The organism is Nostoc sp. (assembly GCF_036918015.1).
Classification (GTDB): domain Bacteria; phylum Cyanobacteriota; class Cyanobacteriia; order Cyanobacteriales; family Nostocaceae; genus Nostoc.
Genome location: NZ_JBALEO010000076.1, coordinates 58,672 through 73,089, shown reverse-complemented (window position 1 = coordinate 73,089; position 14,418 = coordinate 58,672). Strand labels below are relative to the sequence as shown.

Genomic DNA, 14,418 nt, shown 5'->3' with positions numbered 1-14,418 from the left:
TTCCGTTACTGGGGTGCTTGTGATTACAGGCATCCCTTTATTTTTTGCCCACCCTCTCACTTACTGATCGCTCACCTTTAGTCTAAAGTCCAGTTGTAAACAGTTTCCTGATACTGCTCATAAAGTGATGTAAAAGGGTCGGGTTTAGGTAATAAATCCCTTCGCCAGAGTCCGGTAGGTTTAGGTAATAGCTCATAAAGTTTTTCCATTAGCTTCAGTGGCGTTTCAATACCTGCTGTAAGACCAAAAGAGACTTCTACAAAGTCAACTTGCAATTCGTGCGTCTCTTTCAGTTTTTTGATGAGGGTAGTTTTACCAACTCCCCCGAACCCATAAACCTGAGACAGCAGTGGGTTAGACTCTGGAAATTCCAGTGCTTTTGTAAATTTAGCGAGAAAATCCTGCGCTTGCTTACGAGAGATGTAGTAAGGTATTGGAGTTGTCATTTAGTAATAGAATACTTGGTTTAATGTATAGATTTTCGCGACTCCTATTTTAATTCAACACCTCAAATAGCGTATTTGAAGGAATTTTATAAAAATTAGATTGAACCATTGTAATTTTTAATACTAAATCTGAGCCTTTGATAGCAATAGGACTTACGCAATAACTCTCTGAAACTCTCATTCCTTTGCGTCCTTTGCGTTTCGTTTTTTCATTATTTTGCGTAAGTCCTGAGCAACTCGCGATCGCACTATTATTAGCCAGGTTTTAAAAGAGTTTTAGCTTAAATTGACACGTATGCCCCGCACTTTCACGAAGAAACAGCTTTCAAATGTGAGCCATGATGAGATAAGTAGTTAGAGTTAATCACCCGATTACGCCCAGAATTTTTAGCCTGTAACAGACATTGATCGGCACGATACAGTAGACTCTCTCCTTTCTCATCATCCTCAGCTTGCAGAGAGGCTGTACCCAAACTAATAGTGACATTAATTGTTAGTTTATTGTTGAGTGCAAATGGTTCGTCACTGACTACGCGATTGAGACGACGGGCTACTAGTAGTGCTTCCTCATCAGTAGTGTTAGCTAGAAGAATTACAAATTCTTCGCCACCATAGCGGAATGCTGTATCTTGACAGCGCAGATTGTGGCGCAAACGCTGGCATAATATTTGCAAGATGCGATCGCCTACTAAATGCCCGTGAGTATCGTTAACTTTCTTAAAATGATCTACATCCAGAATAATCAAACTCAGGGAATTTTTTTGAGTCCTGGCTCTTTGAATTTGCCTGGGTAAGTCCCATTCTAAAGCACGACGATTATTTAATTCCGTCAATGAATCTGCTAAGGCGATCGCAGATAACATATCATTTGTCCGAATCAAATCTCGGTATTTTTGTGCTTTCCGCAAACCAACTGTCAATTGAGCAAGTATTAAGCCATGATTGGCAGTCAACTCTGCCAAACTATGGTCTGTTTTTTCTTCAATAAGATGCCAAATATAAGCATCTGCTCCTTGCTTTAATGCCGCAGCACTCATCTCTAATTCTCTATGCCAACCTTTATTTCTATCAGTTAGCTGTTGGGAACGATCCTCAAAGAGAATACAGTATATCCACGATAGTTTTGTCTGGTCTTTCAACCAAGCGCACAGTTCCATGCTGCCATCCAGGCTAGCTTGCACAAGTATTATATCGGGGGCTGTTGTTTGAATCTGCGATACTGCCTGATTCAGATTGTCTATAATTTCTACACTAAAAGCAGTCGCATAACGGATCTGATCTGGAAGTGTGGCGATAAAATTATTTTTTCCAAAGATCAGAATAGAGATATTCATTGCTTTATTTTTTATCCTATTTAAATTTTAAAGAATTAGATTGAGTAACTTAATGCTTTTGCCTAATACTAAATATGATGTTCTAGGCTAAGTTAATTTTTTGATATATTTTTTTTAAAACACCAGATTTTCACTATTTTTCTAAGTTTAATCTCCTTTTACGGCTTTAAATTTACTACTACATTTTCTGAAATATCTGCTTCTGACAACTAATGTCTTCTTTACACTTTGTTTTTAAAACAGTAAAAATACTGAATATTATATAGATGTATAAAAATGATTACTGTAGTTTCTTAAGTGCTATTTTTTTGATGAAATTACCCGAATAAATAGCTCGTAATAACCGTCGGATTAGGCAGCTAAATTTCTTTTCAAGTAGAAAAATAAAGAAAATATAAAGTTTTTTAATCAAATTACAAAAACTCAAATTGTATGGTTGAATTAAAAATATTATTTTCCATAGAAAACCTCAGCCTTTTTCTTTGGAAATCAGGCTTTGATCGAGTATCAAGGTAGGAGTTGAATTTCACAAAATAATGCAAATTAAATAAATATACAGCAGAACTCATTCCTACTATGGTTAGTAGCTTTTCGTCACCAATATTCCCTACATTTGCACAGCAAAGTTATAGGGTGAAAGATTCATAATTTAAGTGAGTTATGAAACTTTAGTTAACAACGTTTTGGCAGGGGAAATAAAATGTTTCTGCCTACGCTTTATAACTGTTTTTTTGTTTATTTAGTTAATTCATATCTTTTTTGTTTGCTGCAACATCATAAATCCAGAAAAAAAGCTAAATAAAAAACTTGATGTTAAAACCTGCCCCTAATGTGGGGAAGTTAGTTACATTCCGCGCGTAGAAGGGCAGAAAAAATAAAAAAATTTTGTTAGTGTCGCCTGAGATATTAAAATCTAAACTTCTGTGAGAAGTTAGAACTGATTCAGTAACCTTCAACAGTGTAACCAGCAGCAACAATCACTTGTTTGATTGACTCCTCGGAAGCTGCGGATTCCACTATGACAGTTTTAGCGTTAACATCAATATCCACTTTGGCATCAGGTTCCATAACGTGGATAGACTCAGTAATTGTATTTGCACATCCCTCACAAGCAATATTTGATACCTTCAGTTTTAGTGCCATTTGTTACCTCAGTATGGAAAATTTAAATTATTTCTTAAGGATTAATCTTAACCATTGAAACCCAATTATGCATCCCACTAGAGTTGGATAACGGTATAAAAGCGTCCTAATCTCTGCATTTTGCTTACCGACTGGCACAATTCGCTGGCAGTAATATGAAACAAAATGCAAGAATATATAAAGCTATTGATGAAAATACACTTACCCAGTGCCGCTGCGCCCAAGCCTAAAGTTAAAAACACCTATGTCTTCAAATCCCCAGTACCTAAGCGGTAACGAAATTCGCAACATATTTCTCGACTTCTTTGCTCAACGGGAACACCAAATTCTCCCAAGTGCCTCCCTCGTGCCAGAAGACCCAACCGTGCTGCTGACGATCGCGGGGATGCTACCATTTAAGCCAATATTCTTAGGGCAGCGCACACCAGAATTTAAGCGGGCTACGACTTCGCAAAAGTGTATCCGTACTAACGACATCGAAAATGTTGGACGCACCAAACGGCATCATACGTTTTTTGAGATGCTGGGCAATTTCAGCTTTGGTGATTATTTTAAAGAACAAGCGATCGCTTGGGGTTGGGAAATATCCACGCAAGTCTTTGGCTTTTCCCCCCAAAATCTCGTCGTCAGCGTTTTTAAAGATGATGATGAAGCCTTTGGAATTTGGCGCGATCAAATCGGTGTGCCGATAGCGAGAATTAAACGCTTGGGTGAAGATGATAACTTTTGGGTATCTGGCCCGACTGGGCCTTGTGGCCCTTGTTCCGAAATTTATTACGACTTCCACCCAGAACGCGGTGACGAAAATATAGATTTAGAAGACGATTCCCGGTTCATCGAGTTTTATAACCTCGTGTTCATGCAATATAACCGGGATGCTTCCGGGAATTTAACGCCACTGCAAAACAAGAACATCGACACCGGCATGGGTTTGGATAGAATGGCGCAAATTCTCCAAAAAGTGCCCAATAACTACGAAACTGACCTGATTTTCCCAATTATCCAAACGGCAGGGCAAATTGCTGGTGTTGATTACCACAGCAGTGATGAAAAAACTAAAACTTCCTTAAAAGTCATTGGCGATCATATTCGCGCTGTTATCCACATGATTGCTGATGAAATTCGCGCTTCCAATGTCGGACGCGGTTATGTGCTGCGGCGGTTAATTCGGCGGGTGGTGCGTCATGGGCGATTAATTGGGATTTCTGGCGAATTTACTACCCAAGTTGCTGAAAGTGCGATCGCTCTTTCGGAATCAGCTTACCCTAATGTGCGCCAACGGGAAGCAGCAATTAAAGCTGAGTTGCAACGTGAAGAATCGAATTTCCTCAGAACTCTGGATAGAGGCGAAAAACTTCTAGAAGAAATCATCCAAGAGGTGAAACAGCGAGGGGAAACTCAGATTAGCGGTGAAAGTGCATTTACTCTTTACGATACATACGGATTTCCCCTCGAACTGACTCAAGAAGTTGCCGAGGAAAATAATCTGACAGTCGATGACGCGGGATTTGATGCCGAAATGCAAAAGCAGGTGGAACGTGCGAAAGCAGCACATGAAACCATCGATTTAACTGTACAAGGTTCCCTCGACAAACTAGCAGAACACATTAAAGTCACCGAATTTATCGGCTATACCCAACCTGCTGCAACTGCGAAAGTTGAAGCGATATTAGTAGAAGGTGTTTGCCAAGAGGAAGCAGAAGCGGGGACAGAAGTGCAAATTGTCCTTGACAAAACGCCATTTTATGCTGAATCTGGGGGACAAATCGGCGATCGCGGTTATATCTCTGGTGATGGTATCGTTGTTCGGGTAGAAGACGTGAAGAAAGAATCTGATTTCTTTGTTCACTTCGGACGCATCGAACGCGGTACACTGCGCGTAGGCGATCGCGTCACCGCCCAAATCGATCCGGCTTGTCGTCGTCGCGCCCAAGCTAACCATACCGCAACGCACCTATTGCAAGCGGCATTGAAAAAAATTGTTGATGAGGGCATATCTCAAGCTGGTTCTTTGGTTTCCTTTGATAGGTTGCGCTTTGACTTCAACTGTCCCCGCGCATTGACAGCCGAGGAAGTTCAACAAGTTGAGGAACAGGTGAACAGTTGGATTGCTGAGGCTCATGCTGCCAAGGTAGAAGTATTACCTTTAGCAGAGGCGAAAGCTAGGGGTGCTGTTGCCATGTTCGGCGAAAAATATGGTGAGGAAGTGCGGGTAATTGACTTCCCTAGCGTATCAATGGAACTCTGCGGTGGAACCCATGTCAGCAATACTGCTGAAATTGGCGTGTTCAAGATTATCTCGGAAGCTGGTGTAGCTTCTGGGGTGCGGCGGATTGAAGCCGTTTCGGGGCCAGCAATATTAGATTATCTGAATCTGCGGGATAAAGTAGTTAAAGATTTGAGCGATCGCTTTAAAGTTAAACCTGAAGAATTACCAGACAGAATTACAAGTCTGCAAAGCGAACTGAGAAATAGCCAGAAGGAATTAGAAACCTTGAAGGTACAATTAGCGATCGCTAAATCTGATAGCTTGCTACAAACAGCCCAAACTGTAGGCGATTCTAAAATTATTGTCGCCCAATTAGAAAATGTCGATCCAGAATCATTGAAAACCGCAGCCGAACGCTTATTGCAAAAAATCGGTAACGGTGCAGTGGTACTGGGTTCTGTTCCAGAAGAAGGGAAAGTGAGTATAGTTGCAGCTTTTAGTCCAGAAGTGAACAAAAAAGGACTGCAAGCTGGTAAATTTGTAGGTGCGATCGCTAAAATTTGCGGCGGCGGCGGCGGCGGAAGACCGAACTTAGCCCAAGCCGGCGGACGCGATGCAAGTAAATTACCAGATGCGTTGGCACAAGCAGAAAGTGATTTAAAGTCCGCGTTGGGTTAATAAGCTGCTAACGCGAAATCTAATCTCCAAGCCCCATTTTCTATAGAACTGATGCACAAGCACTCAGGGGTAATTCATGAATTGCCCCTACTTAAAAATCAGGGTTTCAACTAGTAGTTTGCATAAGTCATGTTTGATTTTCAAGGCAGATATATTGTTATTTATTATTCTCCCCTGCCCCCTGCCCCTCTGCTCCCCTGCCCCTCTGCCCCTCTGCCTCCCCTGCCCCCTACTTCCTCCCCATTCCCCAGATATGCTTCAGACTTTTCTATAATGATTAAGTCATTCCCGTCATCAAAAACAGCCTGTGACTACCACTCCCCTATCTCCAAGTTCAACTGCTCAGGTTCCAGATACGCTAGGCCGCTTTGGACGCTTTGGCGGTAAGTATGTACCTGAAACCCTCATGCCTGCCTTAGCTGAATTAGAAACAGCTTATCAGCAATACCGCAATGACCCTGGTTTTCAAGCAGAACTACAGCAGTTGTTACGAGACTATGTAGGACGTGCCACACCATTGTATTTTGCTGAACGCCTGACTGCTCATTATGCCCGACCCGATCGCACCGGGCCACAAATTTATTTAAAACGTGAAGATTTAAATCATACTGGCGCTCACAAAATCAATAATGCCCTTGGTCAGGTATTGTTGGCGAAACGCATGGGTAAGCAGCGAATTATTGCCGAAACGGGTGCCGGACAACATGGAGTTGCTACAGCCACCGTTTGCGCTCGTTTTGGGCTGGAATGCATAATTTACATGGGCGTTCAGGACATGGAACGCCAAGCTTTAAATGTGTTTAGAATGCGGCTGATGGGGGCAGAAGTGCGTCCGGTGGAGGCGGGAACCGGAACTTTGAAGGATGCTACTTCTGAAGCCATCCGCGATTGGGTGACAAATGTGGAAACTACCCACTACATCCTGGGTTCGGTAGCAGGGCCTCATCCTTACCCAATGATGGTACGTGATTTCCATGCAGTAATCGGCGAAGAAACCCGCGCCCAAGCAATGGAAAAGTGGGGTGGATTACCTGATATTCTCTTGGCTTGTGTAGGTGGTGGTTCCAATGCGATGGGACTATTCTATGAGTTTATGAATGAGCCTTCTGTACGCTTCATTGGGATTGAGGCAGCCGGGGAAGGTGTCAATACCGAAAAACACGCAGCTACATTGACAAAAGGACGAATTGGTGTATTGCACGGAGCTATGAGCTACCTACTGCAAGATGAAGATGGGCAAATCATTGAGGCACACTCAATTAGTGCGGGGTTAGATTATCCCGGCGTGGGGCCAGAACATAGCTATTTAAAGGATACTGGTCGCGCTGAATACTATAGTGTGACGGATGCAGAGGCTTTGGAGGCATTCCAGCGATTATCGAAATTGGAAGGGATTATCCCGGCATTGGAAACAGCCCATGCGATCGCTTATCTCGAAACCCTCTGTCCCCAACTAACCGACAGTCCTCGGATTGTAATTAACTGCTCTGGACGTGGTGATAAGGATGTACAAACGGTAGCGAAGTTATTATATCCAGCGTAAATCTACATAAAATATTTGGGAAAAAACAATAATGAATCAACAATTCCAGCACCCAATGTTACCGCAACCCACTCATGACGAGTTGGCACGCCAAAACTTTGTGCAAACGATGAAAATGCACATTTTCAAGAATGTCACTCCTGGTAATAAAGAAATTTATGAAAAACTAGCCAAGCCGAAGTTTGAACAAGAACATCAGCGTCCTCCCGAAAATCGTTATGAAATTCGGGAAGTAATGCAGCACGAACCCTATTACCGCTGGACTAGTGCCCTAAAGCGCATTAACCAGGAAATGTTATGGGATGCAGTAAATGCCAACGTTGACAGACAACTACCAGAGTTGATCGAGCGCGCCAAAGATAAGGGTAGTGAACTGGGTACTTTAACCCTAGATCCAAATTTTCAAATACCTGCTTATCAAAAGGCTGTAGACATTCACTGTATGCCCGGAGGATATCACAGTGAATTCACTGCCGATGATGTCGCAGCCGGTGCAACCTACGATCGCGGCGCTTACGTTTATGGACTCGGTTGGTTGGGGCCGCTCAACGATGACATGGGGCTATCTATAGTCCAAAACTACCTTTTAGCAGAGTTTCCCAACTTTCAACCGAGCAAAATCCTGGATATGGGATGTTCTATTGGCAATAGCACATTACCTTATATCGATGGTTTCCCAGATGCAGAAGTCCATGCTATAGATATAGGCGCATCTATACTGCGTTATGCTCATGCAAGAGCCGAAGCCTTGGGAAAACGGGTACACTTCTCTCAGCAAAATGCCGAACATACTAACTTCCCCGATGAATCATTTGACTTAGTGGTTTCTCACATTTTGCTGCATGAAATCCCCCCGTCATCTGTGCGTAAAGTTATGCAAGAGTCTTATCGTCTACTGGCTCCTGGTGGCATGATGATTCATCTAGAAGCACCCCTGTATCATCACATGGATCTTTATACACAGTTTATTTATGATTGGGAAACCGCTAACAACAACGAACCTTTCTGGAGTGCTGTACGCGATTTAGATTTGGTGCCGCTAGTTACTGAGGCTGGTTTTGCAGCAGATAAGACATTCGAGAAATTTGTCCCGAATGGAGCATGGAAAGCAAAAGAACCTAATGGTATGTTTCAAAATCGTAACTCAGCCACCCAAGGCACTTGGTTTATGGTTGTTGCAACTAAGTAAGCAGAGAAAGTTTTGTAATACTTCTCTACGAGAGGCTGCACTTCGACTACGCTCAGTGACCACGCCAACGGCTACGCTTAGTACAAGTTCGTAATGGGTTACGGACTGCTACGCTAACGTAATTCGTAATTGAGAAAGTCAGATTTTATCTGGCTTTCCTCGTTTTGTATGTCTAGTCTTATTTTTGGAGAATTGGTATTAGGATGACAAAAATAGCCAAGGGTAAACGACCTGTTTACTTAGAAAATCCGCAAACTGATAAATTGTTAGCGATCGTCATGGCTTTGACTGGTGAGGTATCCGTGCTGCATGAGCGGCTAGACACCATTGAACGGTTGCTAGAGGTGAAAGGTATTTTATCGGCTAGTGAGATTGAAGCTTACGAGCCGGATGTAAAAGTAACCAAGGAACGGGAACAGTGGCGTACAGAATATATTGCACGGGTGTTGCGCGTGGTACAGGAAGAGTTAGAAACCCTCAAACAAAGCTAGTTTAAATTACGTAGAAATTTTGCTGAATCAATCCAGCCATTTTTATCCGACATTCTGTATCTGGAACTGTCACAATCGGTTTTTACTGGATTTCTGGCATAACAAAGCTATTTAAGCTACTTAAGTACAGTAAAATAGCTGAATTTATGAAGATAACCAAGCATAATCTGAAACTCATAAATTCAAAAAAATCTAGTAATTACACTATATGACAGTCTAAATGCAGAATCGGGGATAAGAAGAATCATACCAATGGTAGAAGACAACTATTGTCTAAATAGTAATATTTTTGCGTTAAATCGTGAATTTAAACGCCTGCTAGTAGTTTTTGAGCAAAAAAGCCTACAAATAGAGCTATTTAGACCTATAAGCAGTTTGTCACATTGATATTAGTTGGTTAGATTGTCTAAAACTTTACTGCAAACAAATGATCAGACAAATAGTTTACAGCGTTGTTTTAGGCACACTTGCTCTCAGTAGTGGAGCGATCGCTAGTTCTGTAACAAATCCAGCTTGTACGCCAGCACCTTCTAACGTATCGAATAATACTAATCAAGTTGCAGCAAATAGCATGGACACTGCTGCTCTAGAACAGTCGATTTTTAACCAAATCAATAACTACAGAGCTTCTCAAGGGCTACCAGCGCTGACTCGTAATTCTGCCATCGATAATCAAGTTAGGCTTCACAGTAAGAACATGGCTAATGGTACTGTTCCCTTTGGACATAATGGATTTTCACAACGTCTTAATGCAACCGGTGTTTCTTACAGTTCAGCTGCTGAAAATGTCGCTTACAACCAGGGATATGGCGATCCTGCCACAAAAGCTGTTCAAGGCTGGCTCAAAAGTCCAGGGCATCTTACCAATATCAGAGGTAATTATAATTTGACGGGGATTGGTGTCGCCAAAAACAGTCAAGGCGTAATCTACTTCACACAAATGTTCATTCGCTGATAGGTTTGACGCGATGTGCAACTTAATATTCTCACCTCACTTCCATTCCTCTCTCCTGCAAAGAGAGAATAGGCCTTGAATTCTACCCATTCCTTATTATTAGGCAAGGAAATTAGGTTTGAGTAAAAATTGCACACAGCGTTAGATTTGGTAAAACTTAGGTTTTTTCTCAAATTTCCCAGACTTTAAGCTGTTACTAAAGCTTTTGCTTGATAATTTATGAAAATCTGAAATTATTAGCAAAATTAACCGTGATTTTCATGAAGCTGACCTATTGAAGTACTGACAATTGAAAATGATTGTTTGTGTTACTTGTCAAGGATGTAGCCAAATTGCCGAAATTCATCATTACTTAATAGTATTGTGGTATATATCCTTGGAACAATAAGGTAGAGTAGAAGTCTTATATCTCTACACATTACGCAATTCTCCATGTTCCGACAAACTGCTTTTGGCATCGCTTTAAGTGCGCTTGTCCTTGCTAGTGGATTAACGACTGCTCCGATACCAAATCATACTTCTACAAATACATCCACCCGTAATAAGCTGTTGTCGCTTTTTTCTAGTCAGGTTGCAATATCGACTCCTACTTTTAAAACTACTGAGTTAGAAAAATCAGTATTTGACCAAATTAATCGATATCGGGTTTCTAAAGGGCTGCCAAAGTTGAGTTTAAATACAAATTTAACTCGACAGGCCAGAATTCATAGTCAAAATATGGCTAAAGGCAAAACCCCATTTAGTCATCAGGGATTTGAAGGGCGAGTCAAAGCTATCCCGATTCGCTATAACAGTGCAGCGGAAAATGTTGCTTTCAACCGGGGATATAGCAACCCCGTGGAGGAAGCTGTTACTGGCTGGATCAAAAGTCCTGGACACCTAAAGAACCTTAAAGGAAATTACAACCTGACTGGAATTGGTGTTGCGACTAATAATCAAGGCGAAGTCTACCTGACACAAATGTTTTTTCGCACTAGGTAGATTTAATTTCTGGTTTTTTTGCACAATAATAATGTAGTGTCTGACAAGACTTTTTTCTGCTGGACACTGCTATTATTTTTGAACAATTGATGACATTACCAGATTTTCAGGTGAGCGATCGCGACCTCAGTGACGCAACCCTTAGCCAGTATTTAGAATCTACAGCGATCGCAGTTGATACAGAAACGATGGGATTGTTACCACTGCGCGATCGCTTGTGTCTCGTCCAGCTATGCAATCCTGAAGGGAAAGTGACTGCAATCCGCATGGCCAAAGGACAAACTGACGCCCCCAACTTAAAAAAACTCTTGGAAGCAGTCAATGTTGTGAAAGTGTTTCACTTTGCTCGATTTGACTTGGCCACTTTGCGAGCCAATTTGGGGATTCAGGTAGGGCCGGTTTTTTGCACCAAAATTGCCAGTAAATTAGCCCGTACTTACACAAATCGCCACGGACTCAAAGACGTTGTACAAGAGTTAGAACAAGTGGAACTAGATAAAAGCTCTCAAAGTTCTGATTGGGGTAACGCCGTTAGCTTATCTGAAGCTCAACTAAGTTATGCTGCCAATGATGTGCGCTACTTACTTAGTGTGCAGCAGAAGTTAATACAAATGCTAAAACGAGAAGAACGTTGGCAAATTGCTCAAGAATGTTTTGAGTTTCTACCAACGATAGTTTCCTTAGATTTGTTGCAATTCAAGGATCTATTTGAACACTAATCGAATAGGGAATATCGAATAGGGAATGGGGAATAAAGAAGGCAGGAGGCAGGAGGCAGTGTTTCGACTACGCTCAACAACCGGGCAGAAGGTTCAATTTAGAAGGGGATTCAATACCGTACTTAATTGGGGCCACAAAACAAGAAAATTTGGTGGGGGTCTTAAACCCAAGTTCGGTTTGGTCACGGGCAGAGAGCAGAAAACAGTATTCCTTCTGCCTCCTGCCTTCTGCCCTCTGCCTTTCTTGATAGTGACAAGAAATCTTTATTGCTCGTCAATCCCGACTAGTTATATGTCAAGTTGAAATTGATAGATAAGCAAGTTCGTAGTAAGGACTAAAGTCGTTATTTTCCAAGCACTAAAGTGCTTACTACAAACCCTCATTCTAAGTTACAGCAGATTTCAAATTAGTGAAGTAAACAACGATTCATCTCAAAGCCAGGTATGTATAAAGCCTGTTTTACTTCTGGATTCTGACGCCTTGGCGGAGCGTCTCCGGCTCCGCTCCTGAATTCTGCTGTATTTTTTGCCTAAGAGCCAACATTGGAATCATTGGTGTCTCTAGGAGTTTTAGATTCACTAGCAGTTTCCTTGAGGTTACTTGCTCCCTCTTGAATACCTTCCTTGAGGTTACTTGCTTGCTCTTGAATACCTTCCTTGAGGTTACTTGCTTGCTCTTGAATACCTTCTTTAAGATTACTGGCTCCTTCTTGAATGCCTTCCTTAAGGTTACTTGCTCCCTGTTTAATGGATTCCGTGGCGCTAGTACCGCCCTTTTGCAGATTTTCTTGGTGGTTTTTTAGCCGATCTACAACATTGTAGTCATCTGCACCTGGGGGAGTTTTTGATTCAACAATCCCTTCTGTTGGGCCACCGATCGCTTTCCATGCGGCAAGACCACCTTTGAGTTGGGAGACATGCTCAAATCCATTAGAACGCAGTTGTTGTGCGGCTTGGGCAGTGTCTTGTTCGTTGGCACCGTAAAGGTAAATATCACGGCTCTTATCTAAAGAAGGTACTGCACGTTCTACCAATTCATCTGCTGGCATTGGCATTGCTCCCATAATGTGACCTTCATTGTAGGTCGGGCGATCGCGCACATCCAGAATTGTAAAAGCTGGTTCACCCCATTCCAAACGACTCTTCAGGACATGAGCATCAGTTTGTGCTTCTATTGGTTGTTGTGGGGGAATGATGCCGCCTACTAAATTATTAACCATAATTTTTCCTTGCTGACGATATTAATAGTAATTTAGCGAACTGAAGATATTTAATTGATCTTTCTCTGGTATGAGTATCCTCAAACTCTCTCCTCAGATAGACTGAGTATTTTCCAGAAAATCAACCAATTAATCAATTGCAAATAACGGCATTTAAGAGTATATGCAGAAAGTTTTTCCTATAAATATAATTGAATATAGGATTACTATTTGATTTTTGAACAACACGTAGGGTGTGTTATCGCGAAGCGTAACGCACCATTTTCAAGGGTTTTGTGCGTTAGACTAAAGTCATAACGCACCCTACAAATACTTAATTTTTTTCAGAAATCAAACCGGATTCCTATATATTTCAATTTGATGTTTTTAATATCTTAGTCATTTAGATATTTTTAATTTTATTGAATTCATTATAAATCGATAAAAAATTAGTTGAAATGAAAAACATTTAGCAATTAATATAGTAATTAATACCTTTTTAATATTAGCGATCGCTAATATGAATGTCTCCTCAATCTCCTGCTAAACTTGTAGAGTTATATACAACAAATTAGAAGTTTGTGAGGTACACAAGCTAAATCTGTTACCCAAAGATAAAGGGTGTTTTACTTCTGTTAGCGCAGCGGGGCGTAGCCCATTCTGAATTCTGCTGTCAGCAGCACTATGACGCAAGCTCCCAGCAATTTATTGACATCATAATATTGCTAGAGCAATTCTTTTTGCTATTGCTTTTGTCTGTTAAAGTTGGTTTTGACCGAAAACGAAAAGGATACAGCCCCTAAATTTATTTATGGGAATCAATAATGCAAGAATTTTGTTAGCGCAGCGTTAGCGAGTCCGCTTACTCTTACAGAGAAGCAAGCTACGCTTTTAGCGTCTCGTAGAGAGCGTCATTTTGAATTTTGAATTCGGAGCGTTCGCCCTTGGCGTCTCGTAGAGAAGCGACGTGACGCCCTATATACCTTCTGGCGATGCTTTCATTCCTTGGCTTGTCATAGCTCAGGCTGAAACTTGTAGTATAGTATATGCTTAAGAGGGCAGCTATATGTAAATGCACCAGGGTAGATTTTCGTAGACCTTCTTCAAGAGAACATACCTATTGGTTATAGTACAGTCGAGTAAGTAGGAGTTGAGAATCTAGATTCGCTGATAAGTTAGTTTATTAGCCTTTGTAGAGACCTAATTAATCAGGGAGTGCGTTACTCTTTTCAAGTTTTATCAATTGCCATCGCTTCTGGATGTGTCTTTTGACTATTTGCGATTACGGAGATGGTTTTTAATTACACTTATCCAAAATATAAAAATTTAATATTATACAATACAAATTCAAAATTATGCAAAAATCATGCGATAATAAGAAATTTTATCGGCATGATGATTGCTGAGGTTGCGATCGGCTTCATGGAAAATTAAATGTACACAAGTACTACAGTAGTGATGGTACTCAATAGAAACACGTAAAGTAAAGCTGGCACAACAGCAAATCGCCCAATCTACAATAGACAGCATT

At 41.3% G+C, this 14,418-nt stretch carries 11 protein-coding genes and 1 pseudogene; 7 read left to right on the top strand and 5 right to left on the bottom strand.

Translation table 11 applies throughout. The features are described 5' to 3' along the window. Positions 1-77: 77 nt before the first annotated feature. The 3 genes from V7K61_RS21985 to V7K61_RS21975 form a co-directional block, all read right to left on the bottom strand. A complete protein-coding gene (locus V7K61_RS21985) occupies positions 78-446 on the bottom strand; it encodes a hypothetical protein (RefSeq protein ID WP_335056482.1) in 369 nt (122 codons plus the stop codon). A 308-nt stretch (positions 447-754) separates the two neighbouring features. Then, entirely contained in the window at positions 755-1,780 is a 1,026-nt protein-coding gene (locus tag V7K61_RS21980; RefSeq protein WP_335056480.1) for a GGDEF domain-containing protein, read from the bottom strand. 942 nt (positions 1,781-2,722) lie between these two features. Further along, a complete protein-coding gene (locus V7K61_RS21975; protein WP_181930747.1) occupies positions 2,723-2,923 on the bottom strand; it encodes a heavy-metal-associated domain-containing protein in 201 nt (66 codons plus the stop codon). A gap of 244 nt (positions 2,924-3,167) precedes the next feature. Between V7K61_RS21975 and alaS the strand changes: the two genes are divergently transcribed. The 7 genes from alaS to V7K61_RS21940 all read left to right on the top strand — a co-directional run bounded on the left by alaS (position 3,168) and on the right by V7K61_RS21940 (position 11,688). Continuing rightward, positions 3,168-5,810, top strand: coding sequence for an alanine--tRNA ligase (gene alaS / locus V7K61_RS21970; RefSeq protein ID WP_335056478.1), 2,643 nt, complete (start codon positions 3,168-3,170; stop codon positions 5,808-5,810). A 307-nt stretch (positions 5,811-6,117) separates the two neighbouring features. Further along, a complete protein-coding gene (trpB, locus tag V7K61_RS21965; RefSeq protein ID WP_335056476.1) occupies positions 6,118-7,353 on the top strand; it encodes a tryptophan synthase subunit beta in 1,236 nt (411 codons plus the stop codon). Between the two features lie 31 nt (positions 7,354-7,384). After that, positions 7,385-8,542: a class I SAM-dependent methyltransferase gene (locus V7K61_RS21960; RefSeq protein WP_335056474.1), complete on the top strand. Its 1,158-nt coding sequence runs from the start codon at positions 7,385-7,387 to the stop codon at positions 8,540-8,542. A gap of 203 nt (positions 8,543-8,745) precedes the next feature. Then, on the top strand, positions 8,746-9,033 hold the full coding sequence (locus V7K61_RS21955) for a hypothetical protein (RefSeq protein ID WP_094352575.1): 288 nt from the start codon (positions 8,746-8,748) through the stop codon (positions 9,031-9,033). A 427-nt stretch (positions 9,034-9,460) separates the two neighbouring features. Next, positions 9,461-9,988, top strand: a complete 528-nt coding sequence (locus tag V7K61_RS21950) for a CAP domain-containing protein (RefSeq protein WP_335056472.1) — start codon at positions 9,461-9,463, stop codon at positions 9,986-9,988. A gap of 432 nt (positions 9,989-10,420) precedes the next feature. After that, on the top strand, positions 10,421-10,969 hold the full coding sequence (locus tag V7K61_RS21945; protein WP_334838766.1) for a CAP domain-containing protein: 549 nt from the start codon (positions 10,421-10,423) through the stop codon (positions 10,967-10,969). 89 nt (positions 10,970-11,058) lie between these two features. After that, on the top strand, positions 11,059-11,688 hold the full coding sequence (locus V7K61_RS21940; RefSeq protein WP_335056470.1) for a ribonuclease H-like domain-containing protein: 630 nt from the start codon (positions 11,059-11,061) through the stop codon (positions 11,686-11,688). 773 nt (positions 11,689-12,461) lie between these two features. Here the strand turns inward: V7K61_RS21940 and V7K61_RS21935 are convergent. Together V7K61_RS21935 and V7K61_RS21930 are read right to left on the bottom strand one after the other, a co-directional pair. Next, a pseudogene (locus V7K61_RS21935) lies at positions 12,462-12,908 on the bottom strand (rhodanese-like domain-containing protein); the annotation flags it as partial. A 1,332-nt stretch (positions 12,909-14,240) separates the two neighbouring features. Then, positions 14,241-14,417, bottom strand: coding sequence for a hypothetical protein (locus V7K61_RS21930; protein WP_335056468.1), 177 nt, complete (start codon positions 14,415-14,417; stop codon positions 14,241-14,243). Position 14,418 lies beyond the last annotated feature (1 nt).

Bases quoted from the DNA above. Each gene is read 5' to 3' on its own strand.
- V7K61_RS21985 (WP_335056482.1), bottom strand. From the start codon at position 446: ATGACAACTCCAATACCTTACTACATCTCTCGTAAGCAAGCGCAGGAT.
- V7K61_RS21980 (WP_335056480.1), bottom strand. From the start codon at position 1,780: ATGAATATCTCTATTCTGATCTTTGGAAAAAATAATTTTATCGCCACA.
- V7K61_RS21975 (WP_181930747.1), bottom strand. From the start codon at position 2,923: ATGGCACTAAAACTGAAGGTATCAAATATTGCTTGTGAGGGATGTGCA.
- alaS (WP_335056478.1), top strand. From the start codon at position 3,168: ATGTCTTCAAATCCCCAGTACCTAAGCGGTAACGAAATTCGCAACATA.
- V7K61_RS21960 (WP_335056474.1), top strand. From the start codon at position 7,385: ATGAATCAACAATTCCAGCACCCAATGTTACCGCAACCCACTCATGAC.
- V7K61_RS21955 (WP_094352575.1), top strand. From the start codon at position 8,746: ATGACAAAAATAGCCAAGGGTAAACGACCTGTTTACTTAGAAAATCCG.
- V7K61_RS21950 (WP_335056472.1), top strand. From the start codon at position 9,461: ATGATCAGACAAATAGTTTACAGCGTTGTTTTAGGCACACTTGCTCTC.
- V7K61_RS21945 (WP_334838766.1), top strand. From the start codon at position 10,421: ATGTTCCGACAAACTGCTTTTGGCATCGCTTTAAGTGCGCTTGTCCTT.
- V7K61_RS21940 (WP_335056470.1), top strand. From the start codon at position 11,059: ATGACATTACCAGATTTTCAGGTGAGCGATCGCGACCTCAGTGACGCA.
- V7K61_RS21930 (WP_335056468.1), bottom strand. From the start codon at position 14,417: ATGCTGTCTATTGTAGATTGGGCGATTTGCTGTTGTGCCAGCTTTACT.